General features: G+C 54.8%; 12 protein-coding genes and 1 pseudogene. 4 read left to right on the top strand and 9 right to left on the bottom strand.

Annotation, left to right across the window (positions count from 1 at the left end; all coding sequences use genetic code 11):
- Positions 1-684: 684 nt before the first annotated feature.
- A complete protein-coding gene (locus ACYP5B_RS12650; protein ID WP_459569846.1) occupies positions 685-1,560 on the top strand; it encodes a hypothetical protein in 876 nt (291 codons plus the stop codon).
- A gap of 557 nt (positions 1,561-2,117) precedes the next feature.
- Here ACYP5B_RS12650 and ACYP5B_RS12645 read toward each other — a convergent pair.
- From ACYP5B_RS12645 to ACYP5B_RS12615, 7 genes and pseudogenes are all read right to left on the bottom strand, one after another.
- On the bottom strand, positions 2,118-4,427 hold the full coding sequence (locus tag ACYP5B_RS12645) for a hypothetical protein (RefSeq protein WP_459569845.1): 2,310 nt from the start codon (positions 4,425-4,427) through the stop codon (positions 2,118-2,120).
- A gap of 88 nt (positions 4,428-4,515) precedes the next feature.
- On the bottom strand, positions 4,516-5,133 hold the full coding sequence (locus tag ACYP5B_RS12640) for a hypothetical protein (RefSeq protein WP_459569844.1): 618 nt from the start codon (positions 5,131-5,133) through the stop codon (positions 4,516-4,518).
- A gap of 226 nt (positions 5,134-5,359) precedes the next feature.
- On the bottom strand, positions 5,360-6,871 hold the full coding sequence (locus tag ACYP5B_RS12635; RefSeq protein ID WP_459569843.1) for a hypothetical protein: 1,512 nt from the start codon (positions 6,869-6,871) through the stop codon (positions 5,360-5,362).
- Positions 6,872-6,915: 44 nt separating this feature from the next.
- Entirely contained in the window at positions 6,916-7,422 is a 507-nt protein-coding gene (locus ACYP5B_RS12630; protein ID WP_459569849.1) for a TnsD family Tn7-like transposition protein, read from the bottom strand.
- 1,016 nt (positions 7,423-8,438) lie between these two features.
- Positions 8,439-9,770 carry a hypothetical protein gene (locus ACYP5B_RS12625; protein ID WP_459569842.1) on the bottom strand — a complete coding sequence of 444 codons (1,332 nt, stop codon included), beginning with the start codon at positions 9,768-9,770 and terminating at the stop codon, positions 8,439-8,441.
- A gap of 1,752 nt (positions 9,771-11,522) precedes the next feature.
- A complete protein-coding gene (locus ACYP5B_RS12620) occupies positions 11,523-13,430 on the bottom strand; it encodes a phage integrase family protein (RefSeq protein ID WP_459569841.1) in 1,908 nt (635 codons plus the stop codon).
- Positions 13,431-13,930: 500 nt separating this feature from the next.
- A pseudogene (locus ACYP5B_RS12615) lies at positions 13,931-14,077 on the bottom strand (helix-turn-helix domain-containing protein); the annotation flags it as partial.
- Positions 14,078-15,098: 1,021 nt separating this feature from the next.
- Between ACYP5B_RS12615 and ACYP5B_RS12610 the strand changes: the two are divergent.
- Together ACYP5B_RS12610 and ACYP5B_RS12605 are read left to right on the top strand one after the other, a co-directional pair.
- A complete protein-coding gene (locus tag ACYP5B_RS12610) occupies positions 15,099-15,950 on the top strand; it encodes an HAD domain-containing protein (RefSeq protein WP_459569839.1) in 852 nt (283 codons plus the stop codon).
- Positions 15,947-16,279 carry a helix-turn-helix domain-containing protein gene (locus ACYP5B_RS12605; protein WP_459569837.1) on the top strand — a complete coding sequence of 111 codons (333 nt, stop codon included), beginning with the start codon at positions 15,947-15,949 and terminating at the stop codon, positions 16,277-16,279. The genes ACYP5B_RS12610 and ACYP5B_RS12605 overlap by 4 nt, the downstream gene beginning before the upstream one ends.
- Before the next feature lie 54 nt (positions 16,280-16,333).
- Here ACYP5B_RS12605 and ACYP5B_RS12600 read toward each other — a convergent pair whose 3' ends face one another.
- Entirely contained in the window at positions 16,334-17,008 is a 675-nt protein-coding gene (locus ACYP5B_RS12600; protein ID WP_459569836.1) for a hypothetical protein, read from the bottom strand.
- Positions 17,009-17,990: 982 nt separating this feature from the next.
- On the opposite strand from ACYP5B_RS12600, the gene ACYP5B_RS12595 reads away from it, so the two are divergent.
- Positions 17,991-18,869, top strand: a complete 879-nt coding sequence (locus tag ACYP5B_RS12595) for a DNA adenine methylase (protein WP_459569835.1) — start codon at positions 17,991-17,993, stop codon at positions 18,867-18,869.
- Between the two features lie 44 nt (positions 18,870-18,913).
- Here ACYP5B_RS12595 and ACYP5B_RS12590 read toward each other — a convergent pair whose 3' ends face one another.
- Entirely contained in the window at positions 18,914-19,489 is a 576-nt protein-coding gene (locus ACYP5B_RS12590; protein WP_459569833.1) for a hypothetical protein, read from the bottom strand.
- Positions 19,490-19,493: the final 4 nt, after the last annotated feature.

Genomic DNA, 19,493 nt, shown 5'->3' with positions numbered 1-19,493 from the left:
CGGCGACGACCACAAGGAGTATTTCAGCGGCGAAGCAGCCCTGAAAGCGGCAGGTAAAGACAACACCATGAACCAGTTCTGATACCAGTAGTACGCCCCAAACATAGCGCCAACCCAAAACGGGTTGGCGTTTTTTTATCTGGCGACATAGCTCGCGGGGGTCCTCATCGAACGTTTTCTAGTGCGCTTACATCCAGAAGCTTTACGTGAGGCTCGGTAGAGAACGACGAGCGGCGGATTCGCAGACGGCGATTCGATGACGATGCTTTGCGTGACGCCGGTTCGCGTCGGGAACGACCTAGCGGTGCCGATGCATCCGCACGGAAATGTCCGCGGCAGGATTATTCTTGGTGAACATGGCCGGTACCAACAAGTGTTCGACCCCAGCCGTTTGCTCCGCTTCGAGCAATCCGGAGCCGCCGCTTTTGAATTGGGTAGAGACGTTCGCAAAACTCGGCCAAGGGTCTGGAGAGGGTCGGTTTGCGCCACCCCACCCCCGGGCCGAGAGAACGTCGACTACATATGGACCGCCCTCCGCGTCGTTGGAGGGCACATTTGCGGGAGCAAGGGCGTTGACGGGTGCCGCGTTTCCGAGACATGGAAGAGGCAACCTAGCTTCGTGGCAATGTGAACACCATGTGCCGCCCCCTCGGGTGTCCTTGCGCGACGCAGTCGAAAATCAAAATGCAAATCGCCGGCCACGACAGACTTCTCTTAGCCTTCGCCCCAGAGCACTGGACCGCAGCGGGCAAGTTCAAACATTTCCTCGGGCGTCCGTTCACAACGGATGCGGATGGTATACGAAAGGCACAACATGCCATACAAACCGTCATTGACCACACGCACAAGTACGACGTCTTGGCGGCGTTGGCAAATCGATTGCTGCCAACCTTGACCGAGGATGTGGCCGAACTTCACGCGAACGGTTATACGCCGGGAGCTCGATCGCAGGAAGTGGCTGCCGTATTCGAAACCCTAATCTGCGAACTCTACTCGGTGCTCGACGGCGTTCGTGACTCGCTCTACTGGCTATACGACGGCAAGCTCAGCCTGCAAAAGAAGTCGACTGCGAGACTGTTTGCTCGCGCTAAAGACGGATCATACGATGCAGGGTTGCCGGAGAGTATTCGAGACGCGCTTGCAACTGCGTACGAGAATTGGTTTCCCGAGCTGCGCGAGCTCAGAACTGCATTTACGCATGGCTCGTTGGGCACGTGTCACCTAGATATGCAAACGCAGGTCGTCTCTTACATGGGTAGCAACGGCGGGAGGCGAATCGACGATATCGTAGCGAAGACCACAGGATTCGCGAACGCCGTATATGCGCTTCATACACGAATCTTTGAGGAGCTGTACTCTCTGCTCGAGCCGGTTGAAAAAATCCACTTCTGTGGATTTTACAAAGGTCGCGGTTATGGCTACGAACGAACACGCCTAATCAACGGGCTATTCTCAGCAAAAGCCACAAGTTCTTCATGGACCCGCATACGGGAAAGACTTGGTCGGGTCGTGGCAGACGCCCAGGGTGACTTCGCGGCAATGAAAGCCGCTATCAAGTGACAGGTTTCTAGGGTGATCCCGTCCAACTCGGCCCAGTTTTGCCGCCCCCGTACAAATGGCCTATATTTGAGGGGCGGAAGCAGGCGAACTGCCTAAAGAATGATTAGCTGGGTCTTTGCGCGAGGTCTGGCGCCAAATGGACAGGCAGATCGCGCGCATACGAGCACCGTATGCTCGGCCAAAGTCTGGAAAATCCTTATCTGGCGCGGCTTCCAGGGTAGCCACGCCAAATTTTCCAAACTTCGACAGCCGCCTTTCCAGGCTTTGTTACCGACGCAAACAAAAATGGTGCCCAACGGCAATAATGTTCAGCACATAATGTTCAGCAAATCCCGATAACCTAGAATTATCAATAAGTTATGACATCGACGCCCAGATGCTCGGCACGTCATCAGCAAGCCTACTTTGGCTGAAAGCTGTGAGTTCTGAAAGCGGCGACACAGGTCAATAAAGTATGGCAAGGCCCATACGAGCATCAACGTGGTGGCCCACTGCCGAGGTATGCCAGCTCAAAGACCGCGAACCTTTGGGCTACTCCGTGTGGATCGCCTGGCCCCTCACTTCGAGGACCTTCGGAGGTGCTTCTGTAGGTCTGAAAGGTTGTAAGGATTTTCGTCTAGCCCTTTCGCAAAGTATGACTCGTCATTAAATACGGTAGAAGGCGCCATCGCGGGTTCGACTCCTGACGCCGCGGCATTTCGCTCGAATTGCTCCTGCTCTTCGTTCCTCCGATGCGTTCTCGCCGCTGGAGATCGAGGCCTCGCAGGAGCCGTAGGGTCAAAGCCCCTGCTTCGCTTGATTCTGTCGCTCTCAGCCATCGCCTCCTTGCTATACCTCTTCACGCGCGATGTTTTTTCGTCCGCTTGCTTCTTCCTTTCATTGGCGATGTCAACGTGCGCCCACTGATGCAGAGCTACCACCCTTGTACGATCTGCATCTGCCCCGACACGCCTGCAGAAGGCCTTAGTCGGTGGTAGCGCCAAGGGCTCACGACCTTCTAGGTGCCAGAGCAAGACATTTCCATGGGGGGCGGGAGTGACCTCGATGTTGACTGCCTTGCGGTCGTTCAAGTTTTCCTTGAGACGTTGAGCTCTCTCCCACTCCATGAGAGTCTTTACATTCTCATGATTCATGTTGTCCTTCCCACCATACTGACCTTCCTTCACATTAACCAGGCCTTGTTTGACCTTCGCAGTCATCTTCATCGACATCAAGATTGCCTTGCGGATCTCGGTCTCAGTCCTTTCATATGCTCTATCTCCCCGCCGCGCCTCCATCTGTTCGCGAAAAGCTTCTATACGAGTCGGCGCGTGCCGTCTAGCCAACATCTTCTGCGTCAGTGCAGATTTCTGCGTGAGCACCGCAAGATTGTGCTCATTGATGGCCTCAACCAATACCTGCTCAAATACCCGCTCGCGGAGGTAAATGATCCCCTCCTTCTCGCGTCGCTTCAACGCGGGGCTCAAGCCTTGTCCATGCCGTAAGGATAAACGCTGCTCGACGGGCATCTCTCCGATCCTATTCAGTACTGCTTCGATAACATCTTCTGCAAGATGCAGATTGCTATAAACACGCCCCTTTAGCCGATAGTTGCTGCCCTCGACGTTCCCCTTGCCTTGCGGGTAATAAGGCGGTGCTTTGACGTGATCCACCTTTAAGTCACGAAGCGTGAATACCTTCGCACGCTTCGATGACCCCGGCCCGCCGTCTGCAAAAATGCCATCTACCGTTCCGCTTTCCATACCTGCTAGAGGCTCGTTAAAACCCAGCTCTTTAAGCCTCGCAGTCTTATTCGTGAGCATAGATAGCGCGCAGTAAAGGTAAACGTCTGTCCGTTCGTATCCAATCGTCGGGTAATAACCGAGAAGATAGTCACTCCCTCGAACAACGCCAAGCGCAACACGGGGAACGCCCAAATCGCGCATCTCGGACTCGTCGTCCGTCACAAAAGCTATTCGGAAATATTTGAAATCTGTAACGTCCATGTCCGCGATAATTTCGTCCCCTAACGCAATGTCTGTCGACGACCCTGCTGGGCTGTTCGCCGCCCAGCTCAGCAACGGAGATATTTCCGCAGCCAGACCGCGGACAATATTCATACCTTGGCGTCCAAGGGTGCGCCGCTCGGGGATCTGCGCCGCAGGAATCTTTCGGCGCTCGCGAACTGACAGGTCTCCTCCAGCAAAGCAGAAGCCACCAAGCATTAGGTCCCCAAATTGCGCAGCGCTATTGAATAGGTTTCGTGCTGAACGAGGGTCGCATGCAATCGAAGTTACGATGGCTGAGATTGTTCGACGGCGCCAGAATCGACCGAACCTGTTGTCGGCAGTGTACGTCTCAGGATCTCTAAAAAATCCAGCGGACTTTCTCCCTGTTTTTTCACCTTCCTCGCGCGTAGAGCGTGGCATATCCGGAGCGCCACAAGCGTTAAAGTGATCGGTCAACGCGTACTCATCAACACCATACGTAATACATGTCCAGAAGAGCACGTATAGCCCAGAGGCGCTCTCCAAACCTTGACGCTTAGCTTCCTGACGCATCATTTTTCTAAATAACGATGAGCTGAAGTAAATATCATCTGTAAAGACTGGTGAATCTTCAGGTTCCTTGCTATTTCTACGAAACACTCTTTCGACTTTATTCCAACGCGCAGCTCTCGCCTCTTTTCGTTCATCCGAAAGTTCGCTCTCGTCCGGGAGGCTGTCCCTCCAAGAGTCCGCCGATAAGGTGATATCTTTACCAAGTAACGGAATAACTTTGGATTCGCGCTCGATAGTGAATTTCTGCGATCGAGTTCGTCGATTCTGTTCCAAGTCATAAAACGAACAATTTCCGTGGCCATCACTGGCCATGTATCGCAGATTCATGACTTTATCCTTACATCGCCACTGGTAGGTTTCGAACGGTACTAATTTATTTGTCATCGCGAATTATTAGGTATTTGACGATACGAAATCACGCTTGAGCTCGCACGAGGGGAAAAGAAAGCCGGAGCGGTGTCAGAGGGTTCAGCTCGTGACCAGGAGCCACACACACGAAGCCCAGGATCATTGCGACCCCAAACAGGGCGTACGTGTGAGCAAGTGTCATTCCCTCTCTTCGCGCGAGGCGCGTTAAGAGACGATCCAGGGTGCATTCTCTATACTTTCTGTCGGCACCCAAAGCTCTGCGACGCACGCTTCTCCGATCACTTTCATAAATCCGCTGAGCAAGACGCGCTGCGCATTCCCGCGTCTTTGGCTCACGAATATTCATCCTTCTCGCCACGCCATAACTGAAGCTTGCGTTCTGAATCTGAAGCGGGGAAATGGAACTCGCATCGAAGACCTCAGAAGAAACGCCCTCTCTATCCAAATGCTTTTTAAATTTTTGAAAATCGGTATGAGAACACATCACCGCATGCAAATGCGGGACACCTGGTAATCCACTTCGCTCAACCGTAACCATGCGCTCGATGATGAGAGGCCCTGCCCTACCCCTGACGCAAAGAGGATAATGGCATCGGATCTCCCAGACAAACGGATTTGTTTTCAGCAGAAGATCGAGCAACGCGGCGTCCAGCGTTGTTGCCAATAAATCGCTCGGCCCACGCAGACTGGCCGAGAACCGAGCTGGGTCTCCTTGGGATGCCGCATAGAGAGCATTATTAAAGGCCACTCCAGTCTGGACGCCGAGTCTATCCCTTCCACTGCAACCCCATTCTGGCGCCACAACGCAATATTCTTGGAACGTTTCGATACAGAGCCTCATATCTTACCGGATCCTCATAAATTTGAAATTTCTAGCCTAAACACCTCCATTACCCTCCAATATTAATCTCAATCCTCTCCTTTAACTTTTTCAAATAAGACAGCAATGTACTTTTTGACAAAGAGCAAAACTTATAATCCAAGACGTTTATTAGAACATCATCGAGACAGTCTGGATGGTGCATGGCAAAGCGCTTTATTCTTCTTCTAACCCCGTCCATACCGGTCTCTTCATTGTTTTTTATAAACTCTATAGATTTCGGATATCTACGGATATAATTGCCGCGCATAATTACGCCTCTCGCGATTCCGGCAAGAAGCGTGTGCGCAGAAATTCTGACAGTGGTGGGATTCAACTCCTCCAGTCGCTCTCTCAACTGCTTCAGCAAAGCCTCATCCTTTACGTCACGACGATCTTCCATTGATTTTTCTTTATGACGATCCATGACCTCCATCACAAATTCAGGCTCATGCGCCAACAGAGATTGATATGCGCGGGTAAATCTCTGTTGAAACATCCATGGGTAAATGTTTGGATATGATTCTGATATGGCGACCATGAGATTCTTCGCTGCCAAGGACACAGGCTCCTGAAATTCCTCTATGGCGGCAAGATGACCTAAATTATTTTCTACGATGCCTTTAATGGTATTGATCGGACCCAACATGACTTGAAGTGCGATTATGTTCATTATTGGGTTTATAGAAAACCATCTCCCTGCCATCGTTTCTTGTAGCGTGATTGACGTGCATCCACGCGCATCAAGCTTTTGACAGACAAAATCATATAGACAAGCCTCGTCTAATAGTTTCTTGCAAAGATGGCCCGTGCTGTTACCTGCCATCCCCATATCCCTGGCAGACTTTCTCATCAATGTCAGCAGAGCTTCGGATGAAAGCCCGCGAAGCGCTCCTTCAAATATGCTATGTACGTCGTCGGCCAAAAGTTTTGCAACGCCTATCAAACCCTCCTCGACGTCACTCGTCATTTTTCCACCGCAAGGACAATTCGGTCTGGGTCGCCCTCCAAATGTTTCTAGTTTGAATCCGTTGCCACATTTATCGCATTTGCTAGCGTAGGGGCAACCATGCTTTTCGCAGACAACATTTGCAATGACAGCCGCCTCTCTATCCCATACGACCGTTCCAATTGCATCCATACTCTCCTCTGCGCATTTTGGGCATATGCGAAGCTCCATCGCAAGCGAACAGAATCTGGCCACGTTGGTTTTGTACAGCGGGACGTCTCTACCCACCTTGTCCGTCACTCTTCGATGTAGAAGAGCCGCCGTCGCTGAACCCATAAACGGCGCTATCAATGGATAGATACTGTGATTTTCGATGATATCTTCCAGCGGAGGAAGAAGGTGCCTAATCGGTTCTATATCTTTTGCAAGGCTTGCACATAACGCAACGTTTTTACGAGAATTATTAAGAATATATCCTTTTGACTTAACAAAGTCTGCTGACGCAGACTCCATAATTCTTTCTACAACAGAAGCATAAAGTTCTCTATGCTGGATACCTAGCAAAAAACCGAACCTCGGCTTCCAGATCTGCATCTTCTGCACCTTAATTATTGTTACGTAAATTCGACGAATTCCATTTACTCGTTCGTCGATCCGAGGTAATCTCTGACTGCTTTCTCCACCCTTCGCCATCGTCTCGCTCGTTGCAGGCCGTATTCAGTCACGCCAAGCTGTCTGCACAATGCGGCCAGAGAAGGCCTACGGCTGGATGAGTCAGCTTTGAGGACCTTTCTTGCCATTCGGATGCGCGCGCACATCGCGGCGTCTTGCCCATGGGGAGCGGTGGCGTCGGCTCGTTTGCTCTGGCGGCGCACTGGTAAATCCGGCCAGTGCTCGCGAAGCCAAACAATGTCATTTCTATAGAGCCACCGAAAGGCTCGCGGCTCGATCCTTTCTAGGCGGTTAGCAGCGGCCCTCGGGAACCGTCTAAGGAGGCGCAACCACACAGTTCGCGCCTCGACCGTCAGTCGCCTTCGCTGCGCTGCATTGATATGAGCGCGTAGGTGGTTTTTGCGGACGTAACGGTAAACAGCGTCAATGGAAATCCGACATAGGCGTGCGACATCTGCACAGGTGCAACCCATTGCAAACAGAGATGGGGCATCCGAAACTGCGTAAGGGGTTCTTACGTCAACGGGAGATCGTCGTTTCTTTTTGCCTCGCCAGGCCCGCTGCATTCGGGAGGACCGTTTTTGAGTAGGCTGTGCAGCAGCCACGATACTCGTGGCTTTCCATCCCTCATCTCGCCCCAGGTGCTCGATAAACATCCACATTAGCAGGATGAAAACGGGATTTAATGCACTGTCGCCTGCAATCCAACGCAGGATCTCGCGCGAGCGTAGTGGATATGTTGCTATGTGCCGAAGCGTCGGATGCACGGTAAGGTTGTCCGCGAACTGAGAAAACATTTCGCAAAACCGCGTGGCTCGGAATCTGCCATTGTTGCGAAGAAGGTCAGCTTGTTCGAGCGCCAGTCGGCATGTCGCTGTGATAGCCGCTTTGTCTTGTACCGCATGCAACGAAAGCAGGCTTTCGCTTAACGCGAGTTGGTCGGGATGTGCCGGCTTACCCTGCATCTTGCCGGGTGGCCTAGTTGCGAGTGGGAAGCGCTCTGAAAGGAGATACCCATGCCAAGGGCATGCGTCGAGAAAAGGAACAAGATGTGGCCACAGGAAAGCTGATACGCCGAATTCAGCCCAGATCTCCCATTCGCACTCTACACATACCCGCACTCCACAGCGCTGTACACGAGCCCACGCGGGCAGCTGCGACTGGCGTGCACGCCCTTCGCCAGTCAACAGCCTTCGTTCTAGACTGGCTGCACTCTCTGCAAGAAGGCCGAGAGCTTGATACCACCCCGAAGTTCTCTGTGCGAGCAGGTCTTTGCCCGTGCCGTAGACATTGCGAGTCTTTGATGCAAGCACGTCGAGCGGGACAGAGACGCTACCAAAGGCAAGACCAGGATGCAGGTCCTCACCGTGCCGTAATACAGCGCCACAATCCATGTGGATGCCACGAGCTATGCTGCTCGCAGCCTCGAATTGATGGCGTGGGACGAGCATCATGGTGGGCCGTCAGGCTGCGTTCGATTTTCCACGGGCTAATCCAATTCCTTTGCGATTTGGACAGTCTGCCCCACAAACCCGTACGGAAGCTCATCGGAGTACTTATTAGCTTTGATACTATTAATTTTCCCGGTTTCCAAAGCACTTCTGTAAATTGACTGAAATTGTTTCATGTCACCGCTTAATGATTCCTTCGTTTTATCTAACGCAACCTGCCAACTCTGACCATCCCTATTGACACATCGATTGAATTCGACCATATACTGCTTTATTAACTCCCTCTGATAAAGACCATCATCGGCATATTCGACAAAACGCGCGTCCATAGGAACATCGGCTCCCACAATAACACCCCAAAAATATGACATGTACTCTGCGGCGGAATCATGTCGAAGACTATTCACCAATCTGGCGGCACGCGGAAACGCCAGCCTGAAATCATCATGCTGAAACATCGACATAACCGAAGGCGTCGCGCACATCGTTACATTTATTCCTTCCTCTACAAGCTGTAGCAGGAACATCCAAATATCAGTTGATGCTTTACTGTTTGAACATTCAGCGTGCCGCTTCTCGAAGCCAGTGATAACGAGGGTCACAACATTGTTATCAAACAATTCATCTCGAACAAGTTGTGGCTTGGCGCTCGGTAGCAATCCGTGTAAAAAGGCCTCATGCCGGAGTTTCGCAAGCTTTCTACGAAGCTGCATTCTGATTTCCCGACAGAGATCGGTCAGCGTGACCGTCTCTGGAAACGGTACGATAAGCAAAGGAACCTGAGTCAGATAGCCTGATACTTCACGAGTAATATTCCCCTTGTCATCGAACTCCAGGAGATGTTCGTGATCGGGCGGCACAGCCATCAGCCCGTCCAAAGCGTGGAAGCAACCTTCAACACGCATATGCCGAGGCGCCACAACAACTTCCGACCTGTGTGGATGCCACACTCTGTCACGAGCGACAAACGTCTTGCGGTCGCGCGATCGCCCATTGGCCGGATCGGCCACTCCACGCTCGCGACCCCAGTAGTCTAGGGACTTTAAACGCGCCTGATTTTCGGCAAGATCGCGAATTCTGACACCTTTCTCGACTGAAGCCTGCCGCGTTGCCGATAGCGTGTCGTAGCAATATGCTTGCTCTTCCGGAGTTGCAAGAAACGCGCGTAAAATCACAGATTCTTTGTCCTCCCATGCTTCGAGTTCGGACGTTTGTATGAATTCCCTGACGCTCTCAAGCAATATTACTCTCCCCATATCCAGTGGAGATTCCGGGAGTTCTGGAAGCTGGTAGGTCAGCGTTGTAAGTCTTCTTTCATTCCCCTGAGCAGCGTCAGGATTCTTCGCATCTGAGATATCTAGGCTATTCATCGTCTGGCTCCGGCGTTTCGATCGAAGTCGCTTTCTGTGTGCAATTCCGAATGATTCCTTCCAAAATGCTGTTCCATTCAGCGATTTTCAAGATGGATTTATGGCCGCGATCCACCATACGTGCGTTCCCCGTCGAACACACGTATGGGCCGGAAATCTCAAATGAAGTTGGAAGCGAATATTGGGCAGTCGCATTCAGCATCCGATTTGAGACTTCGACGCGAGCTTTGATAGACGGTTTTTCGTCATGGGCCTCGTTCGACGGTACATCACCCCGCTCTAGAGACTCGGAATGACTAATATCAATCTCCTTCCATTTCGCGCTCTTCAACGACGTACTGTTAGGCACGTGCGTTCAGGGGGCATGAAAATCATCATACGGATCGCCTGTTCGCCACCAAGCCCCTTCACCTAAGGTCTGGTTCAATATCAGACAAACCTGCAAAAACAGATCTACCTGGCTTGTGCCGACCGGCTTGCCGTCCAAGACCCAGAAGGCTTGGCGCCGGCGACAGCGAACTCCCAGTAGCAAGTATTCTTTTGAATTGGTGCGCACGACTTCCAAGTTGTGACGGACACGCGGTTGAGGCACGCAAGGATGCGGGGTGGGAGGCGCACTGGGCGGCGCGCGCCTGCCTTGGAGACGCGGTCTCGTCGCTATGCCCCGCGGTCCCTTGCTACTGCCTATCGGATCGCGCCGCGTCGGGCGCCCATCAAGCCTCCGCGCAGTAGACTGCACGGAGGCTTGACCGGCGAATTCATCGCGCTGAGACGCCTGATTCGGCGGCGATCTCCGAGGCTCAAGGTAGGAGGGGCCCTCCGCATTAGGCACCCCCTGGTTGCGCCAAGCGTGGGCGCGATGGTTTGCACCGCGATCGGTGGACCGCCGAGTTCTGGACATGGAGCGCCCTTCACTCAAACTGCAGAGTGACTGAGGCGACGCTCCACAGCTTTGCCGGCTGCGAGCGAAGCGTATGGGGGTCCAGAAAAGAGAAACAGAAAAGTGCGGCAAGCGGCGACTTGACACAGCCGCATGCGGGGCGAGGTGGTTAGGACAATAGAAGTGGCAGTCACTTGGATACTCCGGAGGTATATCCGTAAACGCAGACAAAGAGGAGTCCTTGACCTACCCACGAACGTGCCCGATACTCCGGACGTCGGGCCGAAGCATCAAGACGAGCCTCGTAGGCGCGGCAACCAATCAAGCGGGCTAGGCTTAGTTTTGGGAGGCGCTCAGTTGTTGTCTGCGTCCTATTTCCTTTCATTCACCCGGCAATCATAGGACACAAAAATAGCCGCTCGCAAGACCGACTATTTCTTTTTTTCTTCTATGTTTTTTGCTTCAAGCATTGAATAAGCGATCCCGACTCAAGCGGTATAGTACGCGCCAACTAAGCCAACGCTGCCGTCCCCAGAAGAGAGAATTCTGATGCTTGCGAGTTAGCTATTATTATTTATATCATGCGCATTTGCTTTTAATCGACATTAGTAGAATTGCGCGCTATACGATATTTTTCATTTAGCAAATTACACGGTATATTTTTCGCTAAAAGAGCCGAGCCAACGAGGATTTCTGGAACAAAGCCCGGGAATCTTTAGCGACCAGGAACGGAGCTCCCTTGTCCTAAACAGGCTCCAGAACGCCCAGTCACCTCGCGAAATCGGACCGGTCAATTCATACTTTATAGGTATTGATCGGTTTTCCGCCTCCTGAGTAAAGGACAGCGGAAGATGCGAAATCACGTGCGAAATCTAGCGCGACCACAGTTCGCGCATGGCAGCGTGCCGGATGGCATCCTCCGTCCTAACGTAGCGAGTGGTCGTATCAAGTGATGCATGGCCCACGTTTTGCTGAACCACCTGGACCGGTACCCCGGCGTCGAGAGCATGACTGACATGGGTATGCCGCATCCAATGGCAACTTGCCCGGCGCAGCGCGGACGCCGACGCAACATCGGTCGTTGCTAGCAGCGTCGCACAGTGGTGAAGGAAGCGCTTCAGTTGGCGATGGATGCTGCTGGCGGAGACGCTATCGCCATCTCCCTTGGAGAGCCGACCCAGAAGGGCCACACCCACGGCTTGACGTGGGTCTGCTGGCGAGCCTCGCGCTACCAAATAACCCGCCAGCCCGCCAACCCACTCACTCGACACCGGCACCCGGCGGACCTTGTCGGCTTTGCCGACCACGGACAGCCACCATCCCTCTACCGGAGGCTCGGGCGGCCTGACCAAGCTCTCCCAGGTAAGGTCATCGCACGTCGCCGCGACCAACTCGGCTATCCGCAGACCCGTGTCGTGAAGCAGGTGCAGGGCAATTTGCAGGCGCTGGGCCGGCAACCCTGGTGGCAGCGCTTTGAGTTGCTCACTCAGATACCGCCACTGCGCGTGGGTGAAGCCCCGGCGGACATCCGGCCCGCGCTCCACTTCGCAAGGCGGCGACACACCCCGCCACGGATTGCCGATGAGATATCCCTGGTTGACCAGGAATGCGAAGAGATTGGCGACGACGCCAAGCGCATGGACGCAAGATCGGGGCGACAGCGGTCCAGCCAGCGGACGCCAGCTTGCCTTCCAGCGCGGCTGCGCCTGCCTTCCACACCACTCGGGTGGCGGCGCCATCAGGAAACCCCGATAGGCAATGGCGTCTTCCAAGGTGAGAGACGACAGCGCCTTCCTTCGCTCCAGCACGGCCCATAGCAGGAGCCGCTCTCCCTCACGGCGATAGGCGAGTTGCGTACAGGTTAGCGGGCGCTCACCCGCGCCCGACGTCGCCCTTCCTGCCCGATGCGCCTTAGCCTTCGCCTTCGCAGCGACCCACGCCGCCACGGCTTCCGCATCCGTATTGGCGCCGATCAGGCATCGTTCGCGCGGCCCGCGGAATTGACCCTGCCTGCCGTCGAGCTCCACTGGGAGAACAAGCTGTCCGCCCGGCATCCAGGGCGACACCTGGCTTTCCGCCCGACTCTCCGCTTCTCCCGGCTCGGCCTCGTCGTCCTCATATATAGAGGGCAGCGGTCCGAGCGTGCTGGCATGCCCTCTCAGGAATTGCTCCAGCGCAGCCGCTTTCGTGGTCCCAATGCCGCGCAAGGCATCCCACCAAGTGCCGCCCGCAGCTATTCGGGCATGCAGCATTCCAAGGGTCGGCACCCCTTGGGCGATAAGCCGCCGCGCCAAGGAATCCACCAGCCAAGCCTCGACCCCATCTTCCCGCCGTGCAGGCCATGCCATCTGGGCTTCCAGCTCCGAGATAGCGTCCAATTGCCTGGCTAGCATGCGAGTCCGCCGGCGTTGACGCGTCAGCACGGTACCGAAAGCAGCTTCGTAGGCCTCAATCTGCTCGGCTTCGCTGAAGTCCGAGAGCACCTTGGCCAGAGCAAAGTCCTCCAGAGTAGGAAGCTGCCCATCCACCACAGGCGCCAGATCGAGCCGCAATAGCCGCGCGCGGGCGAAGTCGCCGCCCCGTGCCGCGGCCGCAACGAGTTCCGCGCGGATCCAGCCACTCATGCGATGTACTTGTTGCGCGTCCTCGGCACTTCCGGCATCCGCCAGGTAGCGGTCCCATAGCTGCCGGGGAGCCAGCCCTTGGACGATGCCACGGAAGTAAGCGAAGTGCCCGCGGTGCAAGCGCTGACGGGTGATGGAGCGCTTGCCTGATTCCACACCCTGGCTGCCGTGAGGTCTCGAGGAACGCTCCGAATTTGAAGCTTGAGCATCCGACGGCATAACTCCCTCCTCGCTGTGATGCGTCTAGCACGGCGTGGTGGGTCGAGGGCTGCGGCAAAAGAACGAGGCAGCGGTCGGCCTTTGGCGTCGGTCTTTTTAGAATACAAAATAAGGCCGCTTATCTTGCAGATCTTTTCTAGAAATTTCCGTCACACCTAGACGTATCTAGAAAATCCGCGCAGCGCCGGCGACCATAGTTCGACGATCATCGCCATAGGCGGCATTCTTCTGCCGCTTACCGCTTGGCTCCTGCACAAGAACTCCTCGCGTCTAATCCGGAAAGCAGTAGTGCATAAGCGGCAGAAGATTGCCCGTGCTTGCATCACAAGCGACCATGCCGCCAGGAACCCTACCGTGCGAGCATGTCCTTGAGAGAGGCATAGGGATCGTGGTTGATCAGCCTAGCCAACTGACCCAGGTTCACGACCGCAGCGGTTCTAGGAGTTGCTGACGCCGATAGCCATGCACCAGGTTCGAAGCTCGATAACGTCGAGCCAACGCTCACCGCGCTCGCACTTGCTCACAAATGTCTGCGTCACATCCAGCCGCGCGGCAAGGTCCGCTTGGGTTATGCCCGCTACTTTCCTGGCTTTCCGTCATGACATGAGCAAGAGCTCGTACGTCTCCGCGTAGATGGATTCTTCCATTGCCGAACCCGAATGTTACGAATCTGCCGGCTTGCAGTCCAAAACAAAATAGTCCAAAATAGACTATTTATGGAAACACTAACCTCAGCGTTCCTAGCTTTCGCACCGTCGCTGATTGCGCGACGGGACCTATGGGCACGCGTTGGTCCTGCCGGCCCTTGATGGATGTAAAGGACAAATCGCGCTCAGATCGCCCGCTGATTTGGTTTGGCTCCCGCAGCGAATCAGGACGCCGCTCCAGTGGTAGCAGCACAGATAGCAACCCAGGGCCAAGTATCTCGAGAGAGCAACATGTCGACTTCTCGAGGCCAGTTGTGGTTACAACGTACCTTGAGGATTGGGAGAATGGGCTGGGGTCGTAACGGGAATCGAGCGCCAGCCACCTCGGGCTCGTCGGAACCATGACGCGGCGACTCGCGGAAGTCGTTGCCGCGCTCTATCGACAGCCAGGTGATGGCATCCGACAGGTGTTCGCACTGTCGCGAGACGAAGCGGAAAGGCTTCCACGTCTCATCTCGGCTGCCATCGTCTCGATAACCGCGCCTGGTCGCCAGCCTGCAAATTTGGATGGCTTTGAGCACGTGCTGCGCCTGAGTTTTGCGGATGTCGACTTTCTCAGCCCCACCCTCTCCCCCAAAGGGGCAGGCAAGCCTCAATCACGCATTCACTGCCGAGCAAGCCAGAGCCATTCGCTCATTCACCGAAGCCCTGCCTCCCGACGTCACGTCGCTTTTCATCCACTGCGAAGGCGGCTACTCGAGATCCCGTGCAATCGCGCTGGCACTCCATCAACTGCACGGCTACCGCACGGAACTGGAAAGGCTGGGACAGGCCAACCCATCCGTGCACCGCGCGACGATGACTGATGCCTCACCAGGAGGGCGCTGAAGTCCATGACGCGAGAATACCGCGGAGTTACCCATGGCCTTTTCCCGATTTCCACAGACAAAGAAGCAGCATGACTAGACAGCAGAGTGTCATCACCAATCCAAATCCTCTTGCGTTGAACCTTCGCACGCTCGGCCTGCTCGTCCGAGAGCAGCGCGTTTCAATTGGGCTCAGCCAGGTCGAAGCCGCGGCCAACATGCGCCTCCCAACCGACGCGCTCGCCCACCTCGAAGAAGGCAAGCCCATCAGCACGGAGGTCCTATTTACAGTGCTGACCGACTTCGGACTCGCCATGTTGGTCATGCCGAAGTCCAGTGCGATCGTCGCGCTCGATGCTGTCGGCCATGTGGCAAGCTGGAGCAGAATGCCGGGCAATGCTTTGCCCGCGAGGAGTTCGGGAACTGGCCTAAAGCCCATATGCGACTGCACCACCCCCACCCTCTTCCTTGACTTCGATGGAACTCTCCACGCCGGGCACGCGCTTATTGACGAGGCTGGGCGGATAACGCTCGATTCTGGCCGTCCGTTGTTCGAGTTCGCCCCGTTGCTCGCCGAGCTGCTAAGGCCTTACCCAGCCGTGGAGATCGTGCTCACAACCTCCTGGCTGCAAGAACTACCCATGGAAAGAGTGATTGCCTATCTCCCACCCGAGCTTGCACAGCGAGTTGTTGGCACTACCAAAGACATCAAGCCGCGCTTTGGAGACTTGAGAATCGGCACTGCTCGGACTTACGTCATCGTCAACTACGCCTATAGCAAGCGACTCAAGAACTGGCTCGCGATTGATGACTCCGTGTATGGCGCCTACAACTATGGCGACAACGACGAGGAAGTAGAGCACTTTCTCTTGCTCGACTCGAACAAGGGCATCAGCGACGCAGGCGCGCAGCAGCAAATCCGTGCGTGGCTGGAACAACCATGATTCGGGCAACAACCCCACCCCGTCGACACCTGACACTTGAGGAAAGGGAAGTCGAACTTGGCGAGCATCTCAAGACGTATCGCATCCACCGCAACCTGGATCAAGCCACGCTCTCCGAACGTGCCGGCATTAGCATTCGTGCGCTACGTAATCTTGAGTCCGGCAATGGTTCGACACTACGCACACTGATTCAGGTGCTTCGAGCGCTTGGCCGGGAATCGTGGCTGGACACCATCGCCCCCGTGCCGACAATCAATCCGCTGATGCTGACGAGGCAGGCCAAGCCACGACAGCGCGCCAGCAAGCCGCGAGGCAAGAAACCAGTTTGAAAGCGCAGATGGCCTGAGAATGCGAGCACCGCTGTGCTCGGTACCCGCTAGATTTCATATCAGCGACGGTTCTACCTCGTAGACCTCAACCTCAATTGGGTCGCTTCCGAGCCGGGGCTCCGTGTATTTCCTTCCGTTCCCGTCATACCATGTATTGGGAAAGAACACCGCACCGTTCTCCTTCACAGAACCAAAACACTTGCGCATCATGCGATAGAACTCGTAGAACTGGAAATCTCCGAGTGACCACGCGTATGGCTCCCACTTGTCGAAGTCCGCGGCCAGCTTCCTGCATGCCACAGGCCCGAACGGCACACACCGTAGACCGAAACGAAGAAACTCCCAAAATGGCCCCTTCCCCTCCGATTCAGACCACGGCCCATGCCGCTCGACCAAGCCCGACAACTCGTCGCACCAGTCGAATGGCTTGTACGTTCCGTCTAGTTCTTTACCTGTAATCAACTTTACCAGCGCCTCACAAAAGAGCGCGACGTGATAGCCCGATTTACTCCGGTCGCGATACCAAGATGATTCCTCGAACTTGTACTCATAGACGGCACCAATCTCGAGTCCATCCGCCAGCTGTGGGTATACCGGACTGGCCTCCATCAGCACGACATTCTCCAAGACCTCTCCCGTGATGGGGCACAAATCGAATCTCTTTGGGTGGCGCGGCTGGTCGCGCTTCTTCAAGTCGTTGTAAACGACAAAGTACTGATAAGTTGGCATAATGAGTTTTACAATAAAATATTAATTATCTGAATACAGCCACATTTACGCTGCACAGGCACCCCCCTAATCGACGCGACGTCCATGGTTATAACTCAGATCTAAGAGACTCGTTCCGAGTGGGACGGAGATATTTATATCCGATTCCTCGATAAAGCTACAAGCGCCTCCGTGACGATTTTTTTCTCCCACTCGGATAAATATGAATTGTCCCTTGATAATAGAGGTACTTTTTCTAAACAACTTTTTTGTAACAGCACGGAGATATGCCACATATCTTGTCTTGATTTTTCGGAAAAACCCGTTCTTGCGTCGGCTAACTACCAATACGTCGGCGGAATTGAGCTCGTGCACGACGCGAGTCCAGATGAGCTTGAACGATTGGTACGCGGTGCGATATTGGTCCTCCGGCAGGTTCTTCGGCGCCACCAGGGGCGCGTCGAGTTTGTAACCCAACTCAATCGCCGCTGGAGACTATGTGTGATAGCGCTTCGGTTGGGGCTGGCATCCGGAGAGAAGCACGGTCCGAGGCCGAGCTGCCAGCCTGCAACCGGTAGTGCGTTGCCCGAGCATGTCCGCTGCGAATGCCCGACCTGCGGCTCATTTGGTATTGCGTATGCGGTGCTGGCGGGCTTAGTTTTCACCCACGTCGACGCGACAAGACCTGCCCGCTTACGGTGCTTGGACACCTTCCACTACCAGCGCGATAGACAGATCGTGCGGGTAGGTCTTGGCCAATATAGGGGACACAGCACTTCCATGCCACTCGTTGAGGTCACGTCGGGCAAAGCCGAGAGTACATGGGCGCTATGGGGGCTTGGCCAGCAACGCAGCAAAGGATTGAGGAACAGCAGCATATTGCCGCTGGTTGCCCTGAGGCCTAGTGTTCCGCTGAACCCGCCTCGCCGTCCTGGCTGCCATCACGGTCGGCGGCGCATTATTTTCGTGCGCGTCATGCACACGCAAATCGGCTATACCGAGGATGCAAAAACATCCTCGACTTCAAGCCGCTCACGAAGGCTCCCCTGCTCCTGTCAATATTTCGACCTCGGTCGGTCCGATTTTGAAATGGCCTGGCGGGAAGGCTCAACTCTTGCCAACACTGAGGGAGCTACTGCCCGCAGGCAATCGTCTCATTGAGCCGTTCCTCGGTGGTGCGAGCGTGTTTCTCGGAACTGATTACTCGAGCTATCTCCTGCTCGACGCCCACATAGACCTCATCGGCATGTACAAGCAGGTAGTCCAGCGTCCCGAGCGAATCATCGAGCTAGCACGCCCGCTGTTCTCCGAACATGCAGCCAACGAGGACATCTACCTGGCTGTCCGGGATGCGTTCAACCGAGCGGCGCCCGCTGACGTCCGGGCCGCCTACTTCCTATATCTCAACAAGTTTGGCTTCAACGGGCTGTCGCGATACTCGGCAAAGGGCAATTTCAATGTGCCGTGGGGCCGGGCCGCGCAAGCCCCGACGCTACCGGAAGACAGCATTCGAGCGTTCAGTGAGCGGGCGCGAAGCAATGCGGTCATCGTGCAAGGTGACTTCACGGATGCGTTCAAGCTTGCGGTGCCGGGAGATGTCATTTACTGTGACCCGCCATATGTCGACTTGGACGATGCGCCTTCCTTCACGAAGTACACTGCAGAAGGCTTCCCTCGAGAACGTCAACAAGAGCTTGCAGATTGCGCCCGCGCTGCCGCTGCCAGGGGGATCCCGGTCGTCATCTCAAACCACCTAACCGCGAAAACCCGAGAACTCTATCGCGACGCAGAATGCCACAAAGTCGAGGTGCGACGGAGCGTAGCCGCCCAAGCGAATAGCCGAAAAATGGTCGCAGAGGGGATTTTCGTGTTCAATCCTTGAGCGTCCTGCGTCGCAGTACCGTTGCTGTCGCACTTCCAGCAGCCTTATGCTTCGCGGGACCAGCCTAGCTCACGCTCGATTCGACGCCGGTATTGAGTGTCTATTTGTTTGGGCGTCTTTCGAACATAGGTCTCTGCATCTTCACGCTCGGAACTTTCAAGGTTCCGCAAGTAGTCGATGACTTCATCTTCAGTCGGCATGACTAGGGGGTTGCCAGCGAACTTGAATGGTAAACTCGTCCATACAATGCCAGCAAGCCTCAAGCGCTCAGCCCACATTGAAATGACACTACCTTCCATGCCATGGGAAACGTTGGCCGCACGATCCCAATAGCCAATATTGTCCTCAATCCACTTCGAACTGGCTGCCGGATGTTCGCGCTGACCAAGGTGCTGCCGGGCTATTGAAACGTCAGGAACGTCCATAAGCGACCAGCAGGTTTGTACCGCCGGCAAGCCAGGACAGATCACGAGCGTTATCCGTTTGCCGCCAGGCTCGCGTGCAAACTCAACAGGCAACGACGGGCCGTCAAGGTTCCATCCGCCAACTACAGGCAATCCACCCGGCTTCCAGACCAATGATCCCCAACCGATACACGCGATTATCCCTGAGTAGTCCATTGAT

Source organism: Cupriavidus sp. 8B, assembly GCF_054589115.1.
Note: the sequence above shows the minus strand (reverse complement) of the source record. Positions and strands in the feature narration are given on the sequence as shown.